The 23,182-nt window shown below is 57.9% G+C and carries 27 protein-coding genes; 22 read left to right on the top strand and 5 right to left on the bottom strand.

The window, feature by feature from the left end:
• Window positions 1-27: 27 nt before the first annotated feature.
• Both AZE99_RS12010 and AZE99_RS12005 read left to right on the top strand, forming a co-directional pair.
• Entirely contained in the window at window positions 28-1,191 is a 1,164-nt protein-coding gene (locus AZE99_RS12010) for an isovaleryl-CoA dehydrogenase (protein WP_067201437.1), read from the top strand.
• Window positions 1,191-2,039, top strand: a complete 849-nt coding sequence (locus AZE99_RS12005) for a hypothetical protein (protein ID WP_067201434.1) — start codon at window positions 1,191-1,193, stop codon at window positions 2,037-2,039. Before AZE99_RS12010 ends, AZE99_RS12005 begins: the two co-directional genes overlap by 1 nt.
• A gap of 25 nt (window positions 2,040-2,064) precedes the next feature.
• Here the strand turns inward: AZE99_RS12005 and AZE99_RS12000 are convergent, their stop codons facing one another.
• The gene (locus AZE99_RS12000; RefSeq protein WP_082788355.1) at window positions 2,065-3,474 is read right to left on the bottom strand and encodes an alkaline phosphatase PhoX; all 1,410 of its coding nucleotides are present in this window, start codon (window positions 3,472-3,474) and stop codon (window positions 2,065-2,067) included.
• An 80-nt stretch (window positions 3,475-3,554) separates the two neighbouring features.
• On the opposite strand from AZE99_RS12000, the gene AZE99_RS11995 reads away from it, so the two are divergent.
• From AZE99_RS11995 to AZE99_RS11980, 4 genes are all read left to right on the top strand, one after another.
• Window positions 3,555-4,238: a glutathione S-transferase family protein gene (locus AZE99_RS11995; RefSeq protein WP_067201429.1), complete on the top strand. Its 684-nt coding sequence runs from the start codon at window positions 3,555-3,557 to the stop codon at window positions 4,236-4,238.
• Between the two features lie 176 nt (window positions 4,239-4,414).
• Window positions 4,415-5,902, top strand: coding sequence for a SulP family inorganic anion transporter (locus AZE99_RS11990; protein ID WP_067201427.1), 1,488 nt, complete (start codon window positions 4,415-4,417; stop codon window positions 5,900-5,902).
• Window positions 5,903-6,090: 188 nt separating this feature from the next.
• On the top strand, window positions 6,091-6,723 hold the full coding sequence (locus AZE99_RS11985) for a glutathione S-transferase family protein (protein WP_067201424.1): 633 nt from the start codon (window positions 6,091-6,093) through the stop codon (window positions 6,721-6,723).
• A gap of 6 nt (window positions 6,724-6,729) precedes the next feature.
• Window positions 6,730-7,593 (top strand): DMT family transporter, encoded by an 864-nt coding sequence (locus AZE99_RS11980; RefSeq protein WP_156472242.1) that lies wholly within the window; start codon window positions 6,730-6,732, stop codon window positions 7,591-7,593.
• On the opposite strand, the gene AZE99_RS11975 is transcribed toward AZE99_RS11980, so the two are convergent.
• Entirely contained in the window at window positions 7,590-8,105 is a 516-nt protein-coding gene (locus AZE99_RS11975; RefSeq protein WP_067201420.1) for a sterol desaturase family protein, read from the bottom strand. The genes AZE99_RS11980 and AZE99_RS11975 overlap by 4 nt on opposite strands.
• A 103-nt stretch (window positions 8,106-8,208) precedes the next feature.
• Between AZE99_RS11975 and leuC the strand changes: the two genes are divergently transcribed.
• The 14 genes from leuC (at window position 8,209) to nadA (ending at window position 20,009) form a co-directional block, all read left to right on the top strand.
• Window positions 8,209-9,645 carry a 3-isopropylmalate dehydratase large subunit gene (leuC, locus tag AZE99_RS11970; protein WP_067201417.1) on the top strand — a complete coding sequence of 479 codons (1,437 nt, stop codon included), beginning with the start codon at window positions 8,209-8,211 and terminating at the stop codon, window positions 9,643-9,645.
• Between the two features lie 3 nt (window positions 9,646-9,648).
• Window positions 9,649-9,987: a hypothetical protein gene (locus AZE99_RS11965; RefSeq protein WP_067201415.1), complete on the top strand. Its 339-nt coding sequence runs from the start codon at window positions 9,649-9,651 to the stop codon at window positions 9,985-9,987.
• Window positions 9,987-10,580 (top strand): 3-isopropylmalate dehydratase small subunit, encoded by a 594-nt coding sequence (gene leuD, locus AZE99_RS11960; protein ID WP_197460181.1) that lies wholly within the window; start codon window positions 9,987-9,989, stop codon window positions 10,578-10,580. The genes AZE99_RS11965 and leuD overlap by 1 nt, the downstream gene beginning before the upstream one ends.
• 30 nt (window positions 10,581-10,610) lie before the next feature.
• Window positions 10,611-11,612: an NADPH:quinone oxidoreductase family protein gene (locus AZE99_RS11955; RefSeq protein ID WP_197460180.1), complete on the top strand. Its 1,002-nt coding sequence runs from the start codon at window positions 10,611-10,613 to the stop codon at window positions 11,610-11,612.
• A 70-nt stretch (window positions 11,613-11,682) separates the two neighbouring features.
• Complete coding sequence (locus tag AZE99_RS11950; RefSeq protein ID WP_067203623.1) at window positions 11,683-12,009, top strand: DUF1476 domain-containing protein; 327 nt, start codon at window positions 11,683-11,685, stop codon at window positions 12,007-12,009.
• Window positions 12,010-12,013: 4 nt separating this feature from the next.
• A complete protein-coding gene (locus AZE99_RS11945) occupies window positions 12,014-12,247 on the top strand; it encodes a BolA/IbaG family iron-sulfur metabolism protein (protein WP_067201410.1) in 234 nt (77 codons plus the stop codon).
• Window positions 12,248-12,257: 10 nt separating this feature from the next.
• The gene (grxD, locus tag AZE99_RS11940; protein WP_067201407.1) at window positions 12,258-12,590 is read left to right on the top strand and encodes a Grx4 family monothiol glutaredoxin; all 333 of its coding nucleotides are present in this window, start codon (window positions 12,258-12,260) and stop codon (window positions 12,588-12,590) included.
• A gap of 424 nt (window positions 12,591-13,014) precedes the next feature.
• Window positions 13,015-13,383, top strand: coding sequence for a BlaI/MecI/CopY family transcriptional regulator (locus AZE99_RS11935; RefSeq protein ID WP_067201404.1), 369 nt, complete (start codon window positions 13,015-13,017; stop codon window positions 13,381-13,383).
• Entirely contained in the window at window positions 13,380-15,248 is a 1,869-nt protein-coding gene (locus AZE99_RS11930) for a M56 family metallopeptidase (protein WP_067201402.1), read from the top strand. Before AZE99_RS11935 ends, AZE99_RS11930 begins: the two co-directional genes overlap by 4 nt.
• Window positions 15,249-15,347: 99 nt before the next feature.
• A complete protein-coding gene (locus AZE99_RS11925) occupies window positions 15,348-16,220 on the top strand; it encodes an MBL fold metallo-hydrolase (RefSeq protein WP_067201400.1) in 873 nt (290 codons plus the stop codon).
• Window positions 16,221-16,300: 80 nt separating this feature from the next.
• Window positions 16,301-16,933, top strand: a complete 633-nt coding sequence (locus AZE99_RS11920; RefSeq protein ID WP_197460179.1) for a DUF4230 domain-containing protein — start codon at window positions 16,301-16,303, stop codon at window positions 16,931-16,933.
• Window positions 16,930-18,009 (top strand): Kelch repeat-containing protein, encoded by a 1,080-nt coding sequence (locus AZE99_RS11915; protein WP_067201394.1) that lies wholly within the window; start codon window positions 16,930-16,932, stop codon window positions 18,007-18,009. Before AZE99_RS11920 ends, AZE99_RS11915 begins: the two co-directional genes overlap by 4 nt.
• A gap of 107 nt (window positions 18,010-18,116) precedes the next feature.
• Entirely contained in the window at window positions 18,117-18,863 is a 747-nt protein-coding gene (locus tag AZE99_RS11910) for an adenylate cyclase (protein ID WP_231862602.1), read from the top strand.
• 132 nt (window positions 18,864-18,995) lie between these two features.
• Window positions 18,996-20,009 (top strand): quinolinate synthase NadA, encoded by a 1,014-nt coding sequence (gene nadA / locus AZE99_RS11905; protein WP_067201388.1) that lies wholly within the window; start codon window positions 18,996-18,998, stop codon window positions 20,007-20,009.
• Window positions 20,010-20,355: 346 nt separating this feature from the next.
• Here nadA and AZE99_RS11900 read toward each other — a convergent pair whose 3' ends face one another.
• Entirely contained in the window at window positions 20,356-20,625 is a 270-nt protein-coding gene (locus AZE99_RS11900; RefSeq protein ID WP_067201385.1) for a helix-turn-helix domain-containing protein, read from the bottom strand.
• Window positions 20,606-20,881 carry a BrnT family toxin gene (locus AZE99_RS11895; protein WP_067201382.1) on the bottom strand — a complete coding sequence of 92 codons (276 nt, stop codon included), beginning with the start codon at window positions 20,879-20,881 and terminating at the stop codon, window positions 20,606-20,608. Before AZE99_RS11895 ends, AZE99_RS11900 begins: the two co-directional genes overlap by 20 nt.
• A gap of 149 nt (window positions 20,882-21,030) precedes the next feature.
• On the opposite strand from AZE99_RS11895, the gene nadC reads away from it, so the two are divergent.
• Both nadC and AZE99_RS11885 read left to right on the top strand, forming a co-directional pair.
• Window positions 21,031-21,891 carry a carboxylating nicotinate-nucleotide diphosphorylase gene (gene nadC, locus AZE99_RS11890; RefSeq protein WP_067201379.1) on the top strand — a complete coding sequence of 287 codons (861 nt, stop codon included), beginning with the start codon at window positions 21,031-21,033 and terminating at the stop codon, window positions 21,889-21,891.
• A 115-nt stretch (window positions 21,892-22,006) separates the two neighbouring features.
• Window positions 22,007-22,678, top strand: coding sequence for a ribonuclease T2 (locus tag AZE99_RS11885; RefSeq protein ID WP_231862601.1), 672 nt, complete (start codon window positions 22,007-22,009; stop codon window positions 22,676-22,678).
• Between the two features lie 80 nt (window positions 22,679-22,758).
• Here the strand turns inward: AZE99_RS11885 and AZE99_RS11880 are convergent, their stop codons facing one another.
• Window positions 22,759-23,181, bottom strand: coding sequence for a DUF4112 domain-containing protein (locus AZE99_RS11880; protein ID WP_067201376.1), 423 nt, complete (start codon window positions 23,179-23,181; stop codon window positions 22,759-22,761).
• Window position 23,182 lies beyond the last annotated feature (1 nt).

Below are 23,182 nucleotides of genomic sequence, written 5' to 3'. Positions count from 1 at the left end.
CGGGGCAGATTTATTGAGGAACGAACGATGATTGCCACTCCACAATTTGATTTCCAGCTCGGCGAAATGGCCGACCAGATCCGCGACACCACGCGCCGCTTTGCCGAAGAGAAGATCATGCCGCTGGCCCAGAAAATGGACCGCGAGGACTGGTTCCCGCGCGAGCTTTGGGAGCAGATGGGCGATTTGGGCCTGCATGGGATTACGGTCGACGAGGAAGACGGCGGACTGGGGCTCGGCTATCTCGAACATGCGATTGCGGTTGAAGAAGTCAGTCGTGGCAGCGCGGCGCTGGGCCTGAGCTATGGTGCGCACAGCAATCTGTGCGTCAACCAGATCCGCCGCTGGGCCAATGCGGAGCAGAAAGCCAAATATCTGCCGAAGCTGATCTCCGGCGAACATGTCGGCGCGCTGGCGATGTCGGAAGCCGGAGCGGGCAGCGATGTGGTGTCGATGAAGCTCAAGGCCGAAGCCGTGCAGGGCGGCTATGTCCTGAACGGCACGAAATTCTGGATTACCAACAGCACCTGCGCCGATACTTTGGTGGTCTATGCCAAGACCCGCCCCGATGCGGGTTCGGGCGGGATCACGGCTTTCCTGATCGAGAAGGGCATGAAGGGCTTCTCCATCGGCCAGAAGATCGAGAAAGTCGGGATGAAGGGCAGTCCGACGGCGGAGCTGGTGTTCGACGATTGCGAAGTACCGGAAGAAAATGTCATGGGGCCGCTCAACGGCGGCGTCGGTGTCTTGATGTCCGGTCTCGATTACGAACGGGCCGTGCTGGCGGCGATCCCGCTCGGGCTGATGCAGGCCTGTCTCGACACGGTCATCCCCTATGTCCGCGAGCGCAAGCAGTTCGGCAAGCCGATTGGCAGCTTCCAGCTGATGCAGGGCAAGATCGCCGACATGTATGTCCGCCTGAACAGCGCGCGCAGCTATGTCTATAATGTCAACAAATCCTGCGACGCCGGTCAGACCACGCGCTTCGATGCGGCCGGCGCGGTGATGCTGGCGAGCGAGAATAGTGTCCGGGTGGCCGAGGAGTCGATCCAGGCCCTAGGCGGCGCCGGCTATACCACCGACTGGCCGGTCGAGCGTTACTGGCGCGATAGCAAATTGCTCGATATTGGTGCCGGTACCAATGAAATTCGCCGGATGCTGATTGGCCGGGAATTGATCGGGGCGGGGTGATGTTCAGAGGGCTTGTCGCGTTTTTGTTTTTTGTCTCGCTGCCTTTGCTCCCGGCCGTGGCATCGGACACGCAGCGGCAGCCCGGCAATATATTTGAACTGAAACTGTCCTATAAAACCGATAGTAAGAATGGCGACGGTCAATCAACCGGTAGTTCATCGGGCCGCCAAGCCGCAATAGAGAGAGTGATTGCAGTAACGCCGGCAGGCGTCGAACTGGAAATTGATCTTCCGGACGAAGAAGCCAGAGCAAGGGAATGGAGATTTCCGGCCCGTATTTTCAAACCAAAAAATGGGCCACTGCAATTGTTGAACGAATCCGAGTTGGAGGAGCGATTGGAAGCGTGGCTACAAAAAGCCAATTGGACGCGAGATTTATGCGGGCAGTGGATTTTTACCTGGAGCGCGTTTCTCGTTGATTGCGATCCCCAGTCCGCCATTGGCATTTTTGAGGACTATGAATTAGATTCGTCAAAATATGTCGAAGGGGCAGAGCTTTCGCTGGTAGGAGCATTGGACTCGGCCATTCTTGAATCTGGAACATCAGAAGCAGACCAGTCGGTTCTAACAGCGCATTTTTCCGTCGACCCCGATTTTGTTTGCCGTAATCAAGCCGAAAGCGACGTGATAGTTGGCCAGATAATGGGTGAGCCGGTGGCTCTGGCCGATGCCACTGAAGAGCGGTGCCAGCAAGATATAGCGGGAACGATTACCGAGACCTATTTCCCTGCTTCAGACGACAATATCTCAAAACGTGTTCGGGTAAGCCTTTTGGTGATAACGGATGCAGACGGCAATAAAACGATCGAGAGCCGTACTGAAACCCTGGAACGGAAAAGGATCAGGTAAACCCCATTGCCGCCCTTATTGACTATCAGACCCTCAACGTTTCCCACGGCCCGGTGATCGCATAAGTATATCCCGGCTCCTGCACATTGACGAACATGGTCGTGCCGTCGGGCGAGAAGCAGGCGCCGCAGAATTCGCTCTGGTCCTTGTGCGCGTTGCGGGCGAGGTCGTAGATTTTGCCGTCGGGGGTAAGGCCGCGCAGATATTGGTCGCCGCGTCCGTCCTCGCAGAGGATGATGTCGTTCCACGGTGCAACCACCAGATTGTCGCACATGTCGAGGGAATCGGCGCTGGTGGATTCGAAGAATAGCTGCAACGTACCGCCGGATTCCGGTCCGCTGTCCGGGCTATGGTCGGGCGTATAACGCCATATTTGGCCGACGCGTTGCGCGCCACCTTCGGTGCAGGTGAAATAGAAATCGCCAGTTGTTCCGTCCATGCGCACGGCATAGTCGAGCCCTTCGCCGCGCATGAATATGGCGGCTCCGGCAGCATGACCGCGCTGGGACAGATCTCCATCGGGCGCTTCGACATCGTCGAGGTCGATCCATTGGGCTACATGATCCTGCCCGACGATGAATGGTGCGGCTGCATTGCCGCCCCAGTCTTTGGGCCAGTTTGAGGTAATGGCGGCTTTTCTGTTGGTCAGGACAAGCGCCTGCAGGCGGCCACCTTCATGCAATTGTCCCGGTACCTTCGGGATGAACCGGTAAAATAATCCGGTCCGGGAATCTTCGGTCATGTAGACGATGCCGGTTTTCGGATCGACAGAGGCAGCTTCGTGTGTGAAGCGGCCCATGGCTGTCAGCGGTATGGCGTCAATCAGGCCGGTCGCGCTGGACGGGGTTTCGAAGACGAATCCGTGATATTTTCCCGGACCTTCTTCCGGCGTGAGCATTTCCTCTTCACAGCTGAGCCAGCTTCCCCAGGGGGTCGATCCACCAGCGCAATTGGCCGCGGTGCCGGTAAGCACCAGGAAATCCCGTTCCATGCGTTTGTGTTTGAGATCATAAACCAGTTTGGTCACGCCGCCGAAAAAGGGCGAGCCGTCTTTCTTGCGATCATAGAGCTGGCTATCGGAAACCCGGTCGAGCAGTTCATTGTCCTTGCCGAACGGACTGCCAAGAGGGACGCTGTTCCAATTTTCATGATTGCGCATCAATATGCATTTGTCGGCATCATCCGGATACGCGAAACAGGCCATGCCATCGGGCCGGCCGGGGCGGAAAAAGCCGTCGGACATTATGCCGCCGGTCTCGCTGACCAACGTATAGGAGAAACCTTCCGGCAGATCGAGACGTTTGGCGGGGTCGGGAATCAGGGCGAAGGAGCGATTGGCACTATGTGCGCGGGCGCATCCTGCGATTGACACGGAAGCATAGAATAGGCCCACGGCTTGAGCTGAGCGGATAAAATCTCTTCTGGATAATGTCATTGTTCAATCTTCCCGTTGTCGGTGCTAGCATAGCCCGGTTCGAATGATTCTGGCCCCTACTCATAAAAGAAAACAGATTTATGACCTACACCCTGATCACCGCCAACCGCAACTATTCCAGCTGGTCGCTGCGCCCGTGGATATTGATGAAGGCGCTCGATATTCCGTTTGCGGAGCAGATTATCTATTTCGAAGAAGATAATTATGAGCGGTTTCGCAAGTTCGCGCCCAACGGGCAGGTACCCTGCCTGAAGGATGGTGACGAAACCATCTGGGATTCGCTCGCCATCATGGAATATCTCGCGGAGCGGCATCCGGGATGCTGGCCGGAAGACGAAAAGGCGCGGACCTGGGCGCGTTGCGCGGCGGCGGAAATGCACGGCGGGTTTGCGCCGCTGCGGAATACCTGTCCGATGAATGTCGGCGTGCGGGCGACACTGCACGCGGTCGAGCCCGGCCTGCAGCGGAATATTGACCGGATCGGCGAACTGTTTGCGCAGGGGCTGGATGATTTTGGCGGGCCATGGCTGGCAGGGGACCGGTTCACGATCGTCGACGCCTTTTATGCGCCGGTTGCCTTTCGGGTGCGCAGTTTTGACCTCGATATCGGTGCTGCAGGTCGGGCGTGGGTGGATCATATCATATCCCATCCGGCTATGCAGGAATGGCAGCGCCAAGCGCTGGCCGAGCCGCAGCGCGAAATCGGTCACGAGCAGGAGATCATCGCGGTAGCCACCGTGACGGCAGATTTTCGGGCTGGCTGATCCTGTGCTCCGCACCTGATGCGGAGCTTTGGAGGCTGGAGGCAGTGTTGTGGCGGCATATGCTCCGCATCGTTGCGAAGCACGGCCGCTGAACTTGACTGAATCCAGCCCTTCCGGCAAAGGCACGTTTTTCCAATGTTGCGGCGCAGCATTTTTTCTAATGATGGAGCCTGCCCATGGCGATTCACAGTGATTTTCGGCGCGACTGGCTGTCGAATCCCAAAACCGAATTTCTGGCCGGGCTGGTCGTTGCACTGGCGCTGATTCCGGAAGCCATCGGTTTTGCGATCATCGCCGGAGTTGATCCACGGGTCGGACTTTATGCCAGCTTCTCGATCGCCGTCATCATCTCGATGGTCGGCGGACGTCCGGGGATGATCAGCGCGGCTACCGCTGCGGTGGCGGTGCTCGTGGTGCCGCTGGTGCGCGATCATGGCGTCGAATATCTGTTTGCCGCCACCATATTGATGGGGATATTCCAGGCGATAGCGGCCTTGCTGCGGCTCGATCTGTTGATGCGTTTCGTGTCGCGCTCGGTGATTACCGGCTTCGTCAACGCATTGGCGATCCTGATCTTCATGGCGCAGATTCCGCAGATGAGCGGTGAAGCCTTTACCTGGGAAACCTATGCAATGATCGCCGCCGGTTTGGCGATCATTTACGGTCTTCCCAAAATTACCACATTGGTGCCATCGCCGCTCGCGGCCATCATCGTGCTCGCGGGTGTCAGCATGTATTTCCGGGCCGATGTGTTTACCGTCGGCGACATGGGCGAACTGCCTGACAGTCTGCCGTGGCTCCATATCCCGCAAATCCCGATCAGCTGGGAAACCTTGCAGATCATCGCGCCCTATTCGCTGGCGATGGCTGCGGTCGGGCTGCTCGAATCCCTGCTGACCGCCTCTATTGTTGATGACATGACTGAAACGCGCAGCGACAAGAAGCGCGAAACCTATGGTCAGGGCCTTGCCAATTTTGTCACCGGCTGGATCGGCGGCATGGGTGGCTGCGCAATGATCGGGCAATCAGTGATCAATATAAAATCCGGCGGCCGGCGGCGGTTGTCGACCTTTGTCGCGGGTGTGATGCTGCTGGTGCTGATCGTCGGTCTCGGCCAGTGGGTCGCGCAGATCCCGATGCCGGCGCTGGTCGCGGTGATGATCTTTGTCTCGATTTCCACCTTCCGCTGGAAGAGCTTTACCGAAATCACCCATCACCCATGGCCGTCCAATGTCGTTATGATCGCCACCGTGGTGATGGTTGTGGCCACCCATGATCTGTCGATTGGCGTGCTCTCCGGCGTCTTGCTCTCGGGCATATTCTTCGCCTGGAAAGTCCGTCAACTGGTCACGATTCAGGATTTCGTCGAGGTGACGACTCACCGCTATGTCTTCGGCGGCCAGATCTTCTTCGGCTCTGTCGACATGCTCTACGAGGCGATGGAGTTCAACGAGGAAGGCATCGACAGCGTGATCATCGATGTCCATGACGCGCATTTCTGGGACATCAGCGCGACCGGCATCCTGGACAAGATCGTCGAACGCCTCAAGAATGAGGGCAAGTCGGTCGAGGTCATCGGCCTCAATCAGGCGAGTGCGACGCTGGTCGAGAAATATAGCGAGAATGACAAGCCGTTCGAGAGTCTGGGCGTGGTCGGGCATTAGGTCGGTGCTCCGCACCTGATGCGGAGCCTTGCGCCAGCCTGCCATTTGCAGACGCCGGAGCTCCGCATCAAGTGCGGAGCACAGGACTCCGTTCGTGCTGCGCCTGTCGAAGCACGGTGAGTGGGTGCAATTTGTCCTTCGACAAGCTCAGGACGAACGGTATAGGTGGCCGCAAAGGAGAATTTCCCATGATCAAGCTGCACCATCTCGACTATTCCCGCTCGTCCCGTATCATCTGGCTCTGCGAAGAGGGCGGGATCGAATATGAGATGGTGACCTATCACCGGGACCCCAAGACCCGGCGCGCGCCGCCGGAACTGGGTGAGGTGCATCGGCTGGCCAAGGCGCCTACGGTCGAGGTGGACGGCCATGTAATGGTCGAATCCGGCGCGATCATCGAATATCTGATCGAGCGGCACAGCGATGGCGCGCTCGGCGTGGCGGTCGATCATCCCGAACGGGCCAAATATCTCGAATGGCTGCATTTCGCCGAAGGCACGATGGGCATGAGCTTCATCATAACCGGCATCGCGCCGATGCTCGGCGGGCTGCCCGATATCATGAAGGGCTTTCTGCAGGCCGAAGTCGACAAGCTGCTCGACCATCTCGAGATTGAACTGGAGGGCAAGGATTTCCTCGTCGCGGATAAATTTACCGGCGCGGATATCAATCTGCATTATATGCTCGAAGGGCGCGCGGCTCTGGGGCAGCTCGACGGCCGTCCGAATTGCGCGCGCTATTTCGAGGCGCTGGTGGCGCGGCCGGGCTATCACAAGACGGTTGAACTGGGCGGGACAGTGTTGTTGGCCAAGCCTAGCTGAACCGTGGTGAAATTTGAAGGCAGGCTGGCAACAGGCTGCCTGCTGGCCATTACTCTGTCCGCCTTTGCCGGCAATTCGCTGCTGGCGCGTGCTGCTCTGGCAGACGGACAAATCGACTGGGCTGGCTACACAATTGTTCGGCTTGCAGCGGGTGCCATTGTCCTATCGCTCCTGATCGGAGCACAGAAACGCCAGTCAGTCCTGCCGCAGCGCCGCGATCTGGTCGGCGCGTTGTCCCTATTCGTCTATGCCGCAGCTTTTTCCTGCGCCTATATCGGTCTGGAGGCGGGGATTGGTGCGCTGATCCTGTTTCCTGCCGGGCAGATTACCATGCAGGTCATCGGTCTCACACGGCAAATTGTGCCATCGAAGGGGCAATTGGCCGGAGCGGCTATCGCCCTGATCGGTCTGGTCTATCTGATGTTCCCAGGCGCGACGGCACCACCGCTGCTGAGCACCGTGGCAATGATCTGCGCAGGAGTGGCGTGGGGTGTTTCGAGCTGGGCCGGAAAGACGGTTGCGGACCCTTCGCGGACCACGGCTCGCTATTTTGTAGGTGCGAGCCTGCTGACATTGCTGCTGTTTCCGCTGGTCGACTGGTCGATGTTCACTGGGACGGGTGTCGTCATGGCGGTGATTTCGGGCGGCGTGACGTCGGCTCTGGGCTATGTCCTGTGGTATAATATGCTGGCCCGGATATCGATCACCAGCGCCGCCGTATCGCAGCTTTCGGTTCCGGCGATTGCCGCTTTCGGGGGCGTGCTGTTGCTGGGCGAAATATTGACGGCGCGACTGATGATCGGGGGACTGATAATCTTTGCCGGTATCGGATTGACCAGTTGGGCGTCGATCAGAACCGGCAGCTCCTAACCAACCGCATCCCGAACAACCGCAACCCCGGCCTCGCGCTGCTGCTTCAACTCCGCCTTCAGCTTCGCCGGATCGCGGGCAAAGACAAAGCCGAAGCTGACCCCGCCATGCTTGCCGATCGTCGCATGGTGCAGCTTGTGCGCCTGCACCAGACGCTTGGCATAGCCGCGCTTCGGCACATATTTGAAATATCTCTGATGCACCAGGCCGTCGTGGATCAGCGTGTAGATGATGCCGTAGAACAGGATGCCGAGGCCAACCCATGTGCCCGGCTCCCACGCGCTCGCGCCCATGATCATAGGGCTGCCGATGGCGAACATCGAGATGCTCATCACTGCGCCGACGATGCCGTAGAGATCGTTTTTCTCCAGAGCCTTGTCATGCGGCTCGTGATGGTCGCGGTGCCAGCCCCAGCCGAAGCCGTGCATGATATATTTGTGGCTCGCCCAGGCGATGAATTCCATCGCGATGACGGACGCAATGATAGTGGCCAGGATCGCAAATATGCTCATAGTGCGAAGATAGGCGTTATCGACGGGCTTTTGAAGCCAGTTCTGACTTGCGCCGACAATTGATCTGGTTAAACGAAACCCCATATCGGGAAAACAGGAACTTATGACCACAGCAAGAACCCTCTACGAGAAAATCTGGGACGCGCATGTCGTCGATCAGCGCGACGACGGCACGGCGCTGATCTATATCGACCGGCATCTGGTGCATGAAGTGACCAGCCCGCAAGCCTTTGAAGGGCTGCGCAATGCGGGCCGCAAGGTGCGACGCCCCGATCTGACTCTGGCGGTTCCCGATCACAATCTGCCAACCACGGCGCGGCTCGATGCGCAGGGCAACAAGATCCCGATCGCCGACCCGCAGAGCGCGGCGCAGCTGGAAGCGCTGGAAGCCAATGCACCCGCCTTCGGCATCAAATATATCGGTGCCAGCGATATCAATCAGGGCATTGTCCATGTCATCGGGCCTGAGCAGGGCTTTACCCTGCCGGGCACGACTCTGGTCTGCGGCGACAGCCATACCGCCGCCCACGGCGCCTTGGGCGCGTTGGCCTTTGGCATCGGCACCAGCGAAGTTGAACATGTGCTGGCTACCCAGACGCTGCAGCTGACCCGCTCGAAATCGATGGAAATCCGGGTCGAGGGTGATCTTGGTCCTGGCATCAGCCCGAAAGACCTGATCCTCCATATCATCGGCGTGATCGGTACGGCGGGCGGCACCGGCCATGTCATCGAATATCGCGGCAAGGTGTTTGAGGAAATGTCGATCGAGGGACGCCTGACTGTATCCAACATGTCGATCGAGGGTGGCGCGCGCGCTGGCCTGATCGCGCCGGATGAAAAGACATTTTCCTATCTGAAAGGCCGTCCGATGGCACCCAAAGGTGCCGACTGGGATGCGGCCGTGGCCTATTGGAAGACGCTGCCGACCGACGAAGGCGCGATATTTGACAAGAGCGTCACCATCAACGCCGCCGATGTGTCGCCGACCGTGACCTGGGGAACCAGTCCGGAGGATGTTGTCCCGGTAAACGGCGTTGTACCGTCGCCGGAAAGCTTTGCCGACCCGTCCAAACAGGATGCCGCGCGCAAGTCGCTGGATTATATGGGGCTCGAAGCGGGGCAGGCGCTGCGCGATGTGGCAGTGGAAAATATCTTCATTGGAAGTTGCACCAACAGCCGGATCGAGGATTTGCGGGCCGCCGCTTCGATACTGGCAGGCCGCAAGAAGGCCGGCAATGTCAAATGGGCGATTGTCGTACCGGGGTCCGGGCTGGTCAAGGCGCAGGCCGAGGCCGAAGGACTCGATCGGATATTCACCGACGCCGGTTTTGAATGGCGCGAGCCGGGCTGTTCGGCCTGTCTCGGCATGAATCCGGACAAGGTGCCCGCAGGCGAACGCTGTGCATCCACTTCCAATCGCAATTTTGTTGGCCGGCAGGGCCCAGGTGCTAGAACGCATCTGATGTCACCCGCAATGGCTGCGGCAGCGGCCGTTACCGGCAGGCTTACAGATGTACGCGAACTGCAAAAACAGGACTAGAAAATGACGGATAAAGAGAAGCTTACCCAAGCCGCCAAGGAACTGGGCGAAAAGGCCAGAGAAAAGGCAAAATCAGCAGCAAGCGATGCGAGCGAGGCTGTCCGCGGCGCCGTGAAAGATGAAAAAGGTGACTGGTCCACCGGCGCAAAAGTGGGGGCGGCCGTCGGTTCCGCTGCGATCGCTGCTGCGCTGATCTACGCTGGCCGGCACCAGATGAAAAAGCATGATGATTTCAAGGCTGCCAAAACAACTCCGACGACGCGCTTTGAAAATGAGCCTGTTTTTGATGAGGATGACGACGATCTGGCCGACGATGTTTATGGCGCCGACGAGGAAGAATAATGAAGCCCGTCACTCGCGTTGAAGGTCGCGCCATCCCTTTTGGTCAGAAAAATGTCGATACCGATGTCATCATCCCGGCGAAATGGCTGAAAACCATATCTCGCGAAGGTTTGGGCGAGGGCGCTTTCGAGGCGATCCGCGCGCAGGAAGGCAATATTTTCGATGATCCGGAATATGCCGGTGCCAATATTCTGATAGCGGGCGATAATTTCGGCTGCGGTTCGAGCCGCGAACATGCCGCTTGGGCATTGGCCGATCTGGGTATCACAGCTGTTATTGCACCGAGCTTCTCCGATATTTTCTCCGGCAATGCTTTCAAGAACGGCTTGCTCGCGATCGCCGTACCGCAGGAAGCGATCGACCGGTTGATGGAGGTCGCCAGAACCGATCCGATCACCATCGACATGGAAAGCATGAGCGTGACCACGCCTTTTCAGGACCGGTTCGCATTCGAGATGGATCCCTTCCGGCGCCAGTGCCTGGTCGAGGGGCTGGACGAAATAGACCTGACAATGGCCAAATCGGATGCCATAGAGCGGCACGAGAAAAACAGTGATTCTGCCCAGCCCTGGCTAACGCCGGTCGCGGCATAGATCCGAACCATATTCCAGAGGGGAAATAAAATGAAGGCTTTGATGTCAACGAAAGTGGGCGGACCGGACACGCTGGAGATGCTGGATGTCGCCGATCCGGTGGCGGGCAAGGGCCAGGTCCTTATCGATGTCAAAGCTTGCTCGATCAACTATCCCGATGTGCTGATCATTCAGGACATGTACCAGTTCAAGCCGCCACGGCCATTCGCGCCAGGCGGAGAAGTTTCCGGCATTATCGCAGCTGTCGGCGAAGGCGTTACCGATTTGAACGTTGGCGACCGGGTCGCTTCCACCACCGGCCATGGCGGTCTGGTCGAGAAGATCATTGCTGACCAGAATAGCGTTTTCAAAATTCCCGACAGCGTCAGCTTCGAAGATGCGTCGGCCCTGCTGCTGACCTACGGTACATCGATCCATGCCTTGGTTGATCGCGGCCATATCAAGGAAGGGGACACCCTGCTGGTGCTCGGTGCCTCCGGCGGCGTCGGTATCGCGGCCGTCGAACTGGGCAAGGCTTTTGGCGCGCGCGTCGTTGCGGCTGTGTCCTCCGAAGAAAAAGCGGCATTTGCAAAAGCTGCGGGTGCTGACGAAACCGTGATTTATGAACGGGCTCCGTTTGACAAGGATCAATCGAAGGCGCTGGCAGGCCAGTTCAAGGCTGCTGTTGGCCCGGGTGGCGCGGATGTCATCTATGATGCTGTCGGCGGCGACTATAGCGAACCGGCGGTCCGGTCGATTGCCTGGGAAGGCCGCTTTCTGGTGGTCGGATTTCCGGCTGGTATCGCAAAATTGCCACTCAACCTGACCCTGCTCAAATCCTGTGATGTCTGCGGAGTGTTCTGGGGCGCTTTTGCAATGCGCGAACCGGAAGCGAATCGGGCGCATATCAACCGGCTGTTCTCGCTCTGGGAACAGGGCAAGATTCAACCCCGTGTGTCGGAAGTTTTCGCTTTTGAAGATGCCGGCCAAGCCATTCAGAAAATGGCAGATCGTGGTGCCATTGGCAAATTGGTCGTCAAAGTCGCCGACTGATTAACCTGCGCCACTTGCAGGACGCGTCGGTGATGCCTATTTTTATATCAACTCAGATCAAGGGATGCTCATGACAAGTTTTAAGGATCGCGAACACGCGTTTGAAGCGAAATTTGCGCGCGATGAAGAGATGCTGTTCAGGGTTACCGCGCGGCGCAATCGCCTGCTCGGCCAATGGGCGGCAGAAAAAATGGGGCTGACACCCGAGGAAACCGACGCCTATGCGAAAGAGGTCGTGGCGGCTGATTTTGAAGAAGCCGGTGACGAAGATGTTATTCGCAAGCTTCTTGGCGATCTGACCTCGGCTGGTGTCGAGATGGACGATGCCGGTATCCGCACGGCTCTGTCCGACAAGATGGTGGAAGCCAGGCGTCAATTTATCGAAGAAGCCAGCTAGGCAGATGCCGATGGCAAGTGCAGATATCGAGGCGATGATACTGGCAGCCTTTCCGGATGCTTCGGTCGAGATTACCGATCTGGCCGGTGACGGTGATCATTATGCCGCGAAGGTTACATCCGCTATGTTCGCGGGTATGAACCGGGTTAAACAGCATCAGGCGGTTTACGCTGCACTAAAGGGAAAAATGGGTGGTGAACTGCACGCGCTGCAACTGACCACCGCGCTTCCCGACTAGGAGAATATATATGAGCGATGTAAAAGCAAAAATCGAAGCCGTGGTGAACAGCAATGACGTGGTGCTGTTCATGAAGGGCACGCCGCTTTTTCCGCAATGCGGATTTTCAAGCCGTGCGATTGCCATCCTCGAGCATCTGGGGGTTGGCTTTGACTCCTTCGATGTGTTGCAGGATATGGAAGTGCGGCAGGGGATCAAGGAATATTCCGATTGGCCCACCATCCCGCAGCTTTATGTCAAAGGCGAATTTGTTGGCGGCAGCGATATCATGATGGAAATGTACGAGGCTGGCGAACTCGGTGAATTGATGGCCGAGAAAAAGGTTGCTCCCGCCGAGGCCTGAACGCCTGCCTGCTACAATATCTGACTTTGAAAATGAAAAACGGCTCGGTCTAGGAGGACCGAGCCGTTTTATTTTGGGTAAGCGTTGTCTAAACTTTTAATGAGGAGGAACAACGAAGACCAGTAGGTTGTCCCTCTCATTGATACCTCCTGAAAGGAGGGGTTGGGCGTGAAACGTCAATTACCCCCAATAGTCTGCATCGACTGTGCCAGTTTTTCAAAATCCTTCTATTACAATTGCTTGGATAGTTTCACTGCCGTTAACGATTGTAAAATTGTAAGATAATTCGACAATCGCCGGCTTTTCGACAAACCGCAGCTGTCCGTCCACCAACGACATTGATCGCCGGATTGATTGTTTACATTCGTAGTCAATGCAACTACAGGTGTAGTCACTGACGATTCTGAATGGAGGGACGATTACCGTGACCGAGCGCATTAGCGACGCCGAACATGCCGTCATGGAAGTCCTCTGGAAACGCGCCCCCATGACCGCCACAGAAGTGGCGGATCAGGTGGTTGAGGAAAAGGACTGGTCTTTACAGACAGTCAAGACCCTGTTGTCCCGGCTGGCCGCCAAGGCGGTTGTGGGCACCGAGCGCGATGGTCGTCGTTTTCTCTATTCTCCGCTGGTCGAACGGGATGCCTATCTCACCGGCGTGTCACGAAATTTTGTGGATCGACTTTTCGGGGGAAAAGTCATGCCATTGGTCGCTCATCTGGCTGAAGCCGACGAATTGAGCGCCGATGACATCCGCGAAATCGAAGAGCTTTTGAGGGAGTTGAAAAAATGAGCGGCGAATTGAACCAATGGATTTGGGATACCATGTTCTCAATGACCCTGTTGATGGTGCTGGTGTTGATGATCCGCAAACCGGTCAGCCATTTTTTCGGCGCGCGCATTGCCTATCTGCTCTGGATATTGCCGCTGGCGCGCCTGTTCATGCCGACGCTTACCCTCGAGGCACCCGCCGTGACCGAACCCGTCGCCAGCTTTGCGCCCATGGCGCTTGGTTCGGACATGGTGGCTGCCGTGCCGGTACAATCCACCACATTCAGCGCACTGGCGTCCCTTGACTGGACAATGATCGCGATCATCCTCTGGCTTGGTGGAGCGGGTCTGCTATTCATCAGCAAACTTGCTTCCTATCTGCAATTCCGGGAAGATATTGTCGCGGACGGTCGGCTGATCGGTCGCCACGGGAACATCAAGATACTGGAAACCGCAGCCGTTGCTGGTCCGCTTGCGTTCGGATTGTTCGAAAAATATATTGCCGTTCCGACCAATTTCTTCCGCGACTATGCGCCGCGGGAACGGGAACTGGCGTTGCAACACGAGATCGCGCATCATGAAGCGGGTGATCTGGCCGCCAATTTTGTCGGACTTACCATATTATCCCTCCACTGGTTCAATCCGGTTGCCTGGTTCGCGTGGATCTCGTTTCGGCAGGATCAGGAAACCGCATGCGATGCGCGTATATTGGCGCAAAGCGGCCGCGAAGTCCGGGCCGTCTATGGCCGGACAATCGCCAAGTCTGCCTCCGGCCACCGGCTGGGGCTTGCGAGCCCGCTGAACCAGAAAGACAAGATCAAGGGGCGTCTCAAAATGCTCGGACGATCGGAGAAATCTTCACTGCGCCGGAAATTGGGAGCGGGACTGGTTGCCGTCGGTACGGTCGTCACCTTGCCGCTCACTGCGACGATCACCTATGCCGAGGCAGTCGATCCGCTGGACCTGTCAGCGCCGCTCGCGCCTGTGGCTCCCTCGCCGCCGCTTGCACCGCTTCCGCCGACAGCGGTGTCCGCAGCGGCTGCTCCTTCCGTGCCGCTCGCTCCGGTTCCCCCGATCCCGGAAAGCGACGAGATTAACATTACGATGCTCAACGGTCGCAAGAATGCCGATCTGTCGAAAGATTATGTGCACAAGATAAAGCATGATGGCAGAACCGTCATTCTGCGCACGGACAAGAAGCTGAGCGAAAAAGAAATTCGCAAACTGGTTGCCGAAGCCGAAAAATCACGTCTCGAGGCGGATCGGGCGCTGCGTGAAAGTGGACTGGATCGCAAAGACAGGCATTCGACCATGCGCGAAGTTGAACGGGAACTTGCTCAGGCCGAGCGGGAAATGAAGCAAGAGCTGCGGGAAGCGGATCAAGAAGTTCGCGAGGCGCTGCAGGAAGCCCGTCAAGCCAAGCGGGAGGCTATGGCCGAGGCCAGAGAGGCGCAGCGAGAAGCGTGGCAAGTGCAGCGCGAAGCGGCAGAGGAAGCTGAGCCAGCAGCGCGCATATCCTCGATATTCTATACTGTCCAAAAATCAATCTCCAACGCTACATCCAACGCAGCAACCCAAACTGGTCGGAATAGATCCAGTTCTCGCAGTGACAAGGTCAGTGGCCCCGATTGCACCGCAATGAACAGGCAGATCGCCATGGGTGGTGAAAAAGGCCTCGCCGGACAGGCTTGGGCTGTTGTCGCAGGCTGCGGCGGTTTTGAAGTCAAGATCGACAAGACGGCGATACTCGATGCAGCGTTGCAAGGGCTGAAAAAAGAGCGCGCCGACACCGTAAAATGCAAGGATAGCAATGTTGATAAGGCCAGAAAAATCAAGGAAATTGATCGCAGCATTGCCAAAGTGAAGGCGCAGCTCTCGATGACTTAAGCCGGGGAAACCGTTTTTGACGGGGCATTGGGGCGGTTCGTTTTGCGGACCGCCCTTTTTCGTGGTTGTTTTATGGGCGGGATATGCCACATCAGGTCCATGGACTTTGACCCCTCAAATTATCCCACCGGTCTGTGCGAACAGATGGAGCCGCTGGTCGCCCGCGTACTGGCCGGCAATCCCAGCCCCTATACCTACACCGGCACGCAAACCTATATTGTCGGCAACAAGACCGATCGAGCGGTGATCGACCCCGGTCCGGCAATAGATGCGCATATCGATGCGATATTGGCAGCGGTAGGCGACGCACGGATTAGCGCGATCATGTGCACCCATACCCACCGCGATCACAGCCCGGCCGCTGCGCCGCTGGCTGCGCGTACCGGCGCCCCGATTATCGGTTGTGCGCCTCTGGTGCTGGCAGACGACGGCCCGCGCGCCGACGAGAGTTTTGACAAGGATTACAAGCCCGACCGGGTGCTCGCCGATGGCGAAACGGTGTCCGGTGACGGCTGGACCATCGAAGCGGTGGCGACGCCGGGCCACACGTCCAACCATCTGTGTCTCGCGGTTCGGGAATCCGGCGCGATGTTTACCGGCGACCATGTCATGGCCTGGTCGACCAGCGTCATTGTTCCGCCCGATGGAGATATGGCCGACTATATGGCCAGCCTGCAGAAGCTTTATGAGCGCGAGGACAAGGTCTATTATCCCGCCCATGGCAAGAAAATCACCAATACGCGCCAGTTGGTGCGCGGGATGATGGGACATCGCAAGCAGCGCGAGCGGCAGATATTGAAGCTGCTGGAAGAAGGCCCGGCGCTGATCACCGATATGGTGCCGCGCATGTACAAGGGGCTGGACCCGCGGCTGAACGGCGCCGCAGGGCAATCGGTACGCGCCCATCTGATCGACCTGCAGAACAAGGGGCGGGTGACGCAGTCGGGTGAAGTCTGGGCGATGGCGGGATGAATATCCGGTCGTCTTGGCGCCTGTGGGCCCCGGTTGCTATAATCTGTGGGTTTCTCATTCTGACCATTGCGCTTGCGTGGATGCTTTTCTCACGCGTCGAAAGCAGCATCAGTCCCGACCCGGTCTCGATCGCCAATGCCAGTCTCACCCATATGCAGGAACAGAACCGGCTTACCGTATTCTCGGCGAGCTATAATGCCACAGTCACCACCACGCTGACCAAGCTCGGCCTGTCGGCGCGCAAGACTTTGATCATGCCCGGCACGGTGCGCTACGAACTCGATCTGTCCAAGCTTGGCGCGGAAAATGTCCGCTGGGATGCCCGCGATGACACGCTCTATGTCGAAATTCCGGCGATCGAGATTGCCCGGCCCGAGGTCCATATCGAGCAGATCCAGACCTATGATGACGGCGGCATATTGATGGCCCTGACCGATGCGGAAAATGTCCTCGATCAGGCCAATCGCAAGAAGGGTGTCGCGGAACTGGCTAAACAGGCGCAAAACCCGGTGCAGGTCCGGCTGGCGCGGGAGGCTGCGCGGCGAGCGGTCCGCCATAATTTCGCCGTGCCGCTGCAGGCCGCTGGCGTCGAAGCGAAAATTGACGCCTTTTTCCCTTATGAGCGCAGCCGCTACAAGGAGCGGTGGGACTATTCGCGGCCGATCCGGGCGGTGCTGGCGGAACAGCAGCAGAAGAGGGAAGAGGCGAAATGAAATTGCCGAATAGCGCCATTGCAGCGATAGCTCTGGCCGGACTGGGCCTGAGTGGGTGCGAACGCAGCCCGCAGCCGGAACCGTTATCGACGATCGCCGGCTTTGTCCTGCCGGAACCGATCAGCAATAATGCGGTGGCGGTCGCTGACGGACCGGAAGGCCCGACCCTCTACAGTTTCAATGGCCTAAAAGCGGGCAAGGCCTGGAAGGACACCAGCAACGCGGCTTTTGCCTGCGTGATTGCAACGGAATCCTGCAAGACCATAGCTTCTGTGCCGGTGCCCGAAGGGCGGCTGGCCAGTGCGGCGGTTACCGTGGCCGGGAAAATCTATATTTTTGGCGGTTACACTGTCGCACCCAATGGCGATGAGCTTTCCACGCCGGAAGTCTTCGCCTTTGATCCGGCAACCGGGCGCTATGAACAAAAGGCCGATATGCCGACGCCGGTCGATGATGCGCTTGCCGTGCCCTATCAGAACCGCTTCATCTATCTGATTTCCGGCTGGCACGACGAAGGCAATGTCAGCATCGTGCAGATGTTCGATACGCAGACCGGAGCATGGACCGAGGCGACACCTTTTCCCGGGACTCCGGTCTTTGGCCATAGCGGCGGGATCGCGGGCGATAGCATCATCGTCAGCGACGGGGTGGCCTCTGTTTTTGCTGACGGGAAACGGAAATTTGTCGCGGCGAAGCTGACCTGGCGCGGAGATATCGACCCGAAAAACCCGACGCAGATCAGTTGGCGCGGGGTCAATGCCCATGCCGGTACCGCCCAATATCGAATGGCAGCAATTGGCGACGAGGCCGGTCAGCGGATCATCTTTGCTGGAGGCGGCGACAATCCCTATAATTATGACGGCATTGGCTATGACGGGGTGCCGGCAAAGCCTTCGGGCGGTTTCTTCGCCTATGATCTGAAAAGCGACCGATGGATCGAATTGGGGCGGCTGGCCGAGCCGAGCATGGATCACCGCGCTCTCGCCAAGGCAGGCAGCAATTATTATATTCTTGGCGGCATGGATGCAGAGCAGAAGGTGATCGACCGGATCGTCAAATTCCGCATCAGCCAGTGAACCTGTAGAACCCGCAATGGACATTTGCGGGGCTTTTGCACTATATTTCCAACCGGTCTGGACAGGACGAGGGTCGCTTCGGGAGAAATTTCGGGGGAGATGAAATCGTGGGAGCAGAACGGAATATCGGTAACCGGGGGATGAGCCCGGGATCGGGCTATGCGCTGGATCAGCGCTTTTTTGTGCGGTTTTCCATCATCATGGCAGTAGTCATCATTTTAGGCTTCGCGCAATTTGCCGCGCGCGGAATGGTGGATTTGCCGGCGGTGCCCAAATGGGTGCATCTACACGCTATCCTGATGCTGGGGTGGCTGGGACTGTTGGTTACGCAGAATCTCCTGATCCAGCGCTCCAATATTGCCCTTCACAGAAAACTCGGCTGGCTCGGTGGTGGACTGGCCCTGATCATATGCGTGACCGGTCTCTACACCGGATATATGGCGGTTCAGCTGCAGCGCTTTCCGCCATTTTTCACCAATTCCTATTTTCTGGCGCTTGTACTAGTCGAGATGCTGGTTTTTGCCGTCATGGTGGTCTGGGCAATCATGCTCCGGCGACAGACCCAGTGGCATCGCCGGATCATGTTCGGTGCCACCATCATCGCTCTGGAACCGGCATTTGGCCGGCTGTTGCCGATGCCGTTGCTCGGGGACTGGGGCGAGTGGCTCATTCTTGTCTGTCAGCTGGTCTTTGTTGCCGTGATGGCGCGGCATGATCGCAAAATTGCCGGACATATCCATCCCGCGACACTGGCGTCGGGGGCCATCGTGACGGCTGTGCATGTGGTGATTACCGGCCTGTCGCTCTTTCCACCGTTTCAGCGGATAGCGGAATCGATTGCGGCTGCCGGCTAGAGCGGAGACATTCTCGTCCGGGGTTGCTTGGGACCGTGAAGATCATTTTACGCAGGGACCGGCGTTCCGCACAAGACAAATGGCTTTTCGCTTCCTATATGGAGCGGGCACGCATGTTAGAGGAGTGGAATAATGGACGCACGTGGTGGAATTGGTGGCAGCTTGGCAGGCGTCGATATTGTTGAGGAAATCAACAAGCTGCGCAAGGAGCGCAACGCGATCATCCTCGCCCATTATTACCAGAAGCCGGAAATCCAGGATATTGCCGATTTTGTCGGTGACAGTCTCGAGCTTTCCAAAATGGCGGCGGAGACCGATGCCGACGTAATCGCCTTTTGCGGCGTGAAGTTCATGGCTGAAACCGCGAAAATCCTGTCGCCGGAGAAGATTGTCGTGCTGCCGGACATGGATGCCGGCTGCAGCCTCGAAGACAGCTGTCCGCCGGACAAGTTCAAGGCGTTCCGCGACGAGCATCCCGATCATATCGCGCTGACCTATATCAACTGCTCGGCCGAGGTGAAGGCGCTCAGCGACATCATCGTGACCAGTTCGTCGGCGGAACATATTCTCTCGCAAATCCCGCTCGACCAGAAGATCATCTTTGGCCCCGACAAGCATCTCGGCGGCTATATCGCCAAGAAAACCGGCCGCGACATGCTGCTCTGGCCCGGCGTCTGTATCGTTCACGAGGCGTTTAGCGAGACCGAGCTGCTGAAGCTGAAGACGCAGCATCCCGATGCACCGGTCGCCGCGCATCCCGAATGCCCCGCCTATATTCTCGATCACGCCGACATGGTCGGTTCGACCAGCGCGATCCTGAAATATGCCAAGTCATTCGAAGGTGATACGATCATCATAGCCACCGAACCGCATATCATCCACCAGATGGAAAAAGCGGTGCCGGAAAAGAATTTCATCGGCGCCCCCGGCGCGGACGGCAACTGCAATTGCAATATCTGCCCCTATATGGCGCTCAACACGATGGAGAAACTCTACGTCGCGCTGCGCGATCTCGAGCCGCGCATCGAGATGGACGAGGAACTGCGCCTGCAGGCCCGCAAGTCGATCGACCGCATGATGGAAATGGCGAGTGCGACGGTCGGGCAGGGGGACCTGGGGCCGACTGATCTGGCACATGAGGGGTAGGGAAAAAAATCAAGGTCGCGATTCAGCGGATCAATGGCCTCATGGAACATGTTTTGCGGTTTCCATACCACAAGCTTGGGAACGAACAGCTCGGCTATCATGAATTGTGCAAACTGGGTTCCCGCCTGCGCGGGAATGACACGGTGGTGGAACGGATTGTCACTTTTGGGCAGTCCTTGTCCCTTCTCCCGTGAGGGAGAAGGATATGAAGCCTTATCCGCAGGATTAGGCGGAGTTGGATGAGGGTGTTCCTCACTAGCGAGAGCAGTGCACCCTCTCCCAGCTACGACTAGGGAGCAAGCTGCCAAGTCTGCGCAACCCTCTCCCTTGAGGGAGAGGGAGTCGCTTACCCAGCCATCACCCGCTTCACCAGTTCGGGTTCGGCGCGGATCACCTTGAGATAGGCGCGGACTGCGGGTGGGGGCATGTGGCGGCCGATTTCATATTGGCGGATATTGGCGAGCGGGATGCCGTAGGTTTTGGCGAATTCCTCCTGCGTCATGCCGAGGTCGTATCGGAGCACCCGGATAAAGCGGCCCATATGGGCGCGTTCCAGACCCGCGACGCTGACGTCGAAGTCCTCCGGATCATTCGGATCAGCGGGGATTGCGATCATAGTCTCTTTGTTCCCGGCCATTGCTCCTCCTAACTGAAATCAATCTTGTTGCCGCGCCGCGCTCTACATAGATTGCGGTAAAAAGCTTGCCGTAAACCAGACCAATCGCCTTGTACCTGTCTTCGCCGTCGATCGGTCTGAAGGAAGGCAGAATCTCGACAAATGGATCATCAAAAATCCGCTGGCCGAACGACAGCGGCAGATGATGCTTCGCCCGGTTGATCGCATCCTTGCCTGGATCAAATTCGAAATCCATGCCGCTATATATGTGAAACACATAGTTATCACAAGCGATGCACTGCGACAAGCCATGACAGTTTCGGCCAATGCTTTGCTCCTTCACCCGTGAGGGAGAAGGCAGATTCGAGCTTTCACCAGACAGTCGATTGGGTTAGGTCGATAGTCATGACCTTCACCCTAGACCGCTTCGACCTCGACGCTTTCGTCGCTTCCACCCTCACCGAAGACCTCGGCGCGCCTTATGGGGAAGGAGGCCGCGACGTGACATCTGAGGCGGTGATCCCCGCCGATGCGATATTCTCCGGTGTGATGGATAGCCGCGATGATGCGGTGATCGCCGGGCTGTCAATTGCGGAGGCATTTTTCCGCTATCTTGATCCGGATGTCGAGATTGAAATTCTGGTCGCGGAGGGCGAAGCTGTTGTAGCTGGTACCGATATCATGCGGCTGAAAGGCAGGGGCCGCGCGATGCTGACCGCCGAGCGGAGCGCGCTCAATACGGTGCAGCATCTGACCGGCATCGCGACCATGACCAACGAATATGTCCGGAGCATCGCGGGGACGGGCTGTACCTTGCTCGACACGCGCAAGACGATACCGGGCCTTCGGGTGCTGGAGAAATATGCGACGCGGATGGGCGGGGCGCAGAACCATCGCATGGGCCTGTGGGACGCGGCGATGATCAAGGATAATCATGTCGCGGTTGCCGGTTCTGTCGGCGAAGCGGTCCGGCGCGCCAAGGAAGCCGGAGTCGAAAACATTATCTGTGAAGTCGACCGGGTCGACCAGATCGAACCGGCACTGGCGGCGGGAGCAACGCATCTGCTGCTCGACAATATGGAACCGGCGACCCTGCGCGGCGCGGTGACTTTGATTGGCGGGCGCGTGCCGACGGAGGCAAGCGGCGGCGTGACGCTGGAGACGATCCGCGACAAGGCGGAGACCGGGGTGGATTTTATTTCGGTGGGGCGTTTGACACAATCGGCACCGGCTGCGGATATCGGGCTGGACTTTGAACAGGTTTAGAAATCGTCATCCCAGCGAAGGCTGGGATCCATGCCAATCGTCTGAGCTACGTGAAACTCGGGTTAGGCCCCAGCCTTCGCTGCGGCGACCTTTGGCTCTCTTCATATTATTGACAATGGCAGCAACCCCCGCCAACGCCCAACCCTACCAATGCCGCCCCCCATCCGGCCTCAGTGCCCCTGCCGAACGCAAGCCGGCGTTCGAACCGCGCCGCATCAAGCCCATCACTAGCTATACGCTGGCACTCAGCTGGTCGCCGGAATATTGCCGGACTCGCAAGGACAGCCGTCGCGACAAGACCCAGTGCAGCGGGGAGGATGGCAGTTTCGCCTTCATTCTCCACGGTCTGTGGCCCGACACACGCGGTCCCGCCTATCCGCAATATTGCGCGCCGACCAAGGCGCTGCCGCCGGTCGTGGTGGAGCGCAATTTCTGCATGATGCCGTCGACCCGGATGATGGCGCATGAATGGGTGAAGCATGGCACTTGCATGACCAAGCGGCCGGAAACCTATTTCCGGGTGTCGCGGATCATGTTTGATGCGGTGCGCTTTCCGGATATGGATAGACTGTCTCGCAAGCCTTTGACAGCGGGCCAGTTTCGCAATGCCTTTGCAGCGGCGAATGAAGGGCTGCGGCCTGACATGTTGCGGCTGAAAATCAACCAGCGCGGTTGGTTACAGGAGGTGAAGCTCTGTCTCGGCAAGAGTTTCCGGCCGCAGCGCTGTCCGGCCTATATGCGGTCGGTGAAGGACGATATGCCGGTCAAAATCTGGCGCGGGGGCTAGAATATCCTGCTCCGGGCGAAGGTCTGCCGGCAAGAAGCAATGGTGAAATCAGGGCTCCGCATAGGGTGGGTAGCATATGCCTAACCGTCCAGCGTCCGTGTTCCCGGATGATGCTTGTCGAGATGCTTCGTGATGATCTTGAGATTCTTGCTGTTTGAGCGCCAGATAAAGTCGAACAGATCGCCGGCCAGCGGTATCGCGCCAAGTGCGGTATCAATGCCGACATTGGCTGCCATGCGCGTCAGTTGCAGCTTGGACATGCCCAGATTGCGCGCTTCCCAGACGATATAGGCGCCCATGAGTGCGGTGGCGATATCACCCACTACCGGGATCAGGCCGACCAGCGAATCCAGTCCTATTGGTCGATTGATTCCGGGGATCACAAATGCCCGTTCGAGCACTTTCTCCATCGCCTCTACGCGGGTTCTCACCGCTTGCGGATCGCGGCTGACGTCGGGCAATTGTTCGGCCAGACGTTTTAACTGTTCTTCGGAAATAGCCATG

Source organism: Sphingorhabdus sp. M41 (assembly GCF_001586275.1).
Classification (GTDB): Bacteria; Pseudomonadota; Alphaproteobacteria; order Sphingomonadales; family Sphingomonadaceae; genus Parasphingorhabdus.
Note: the sequence above shows the minus strand (reverse complement) of the source record. Positions and strands in the feature narration are given on the sequence as shown.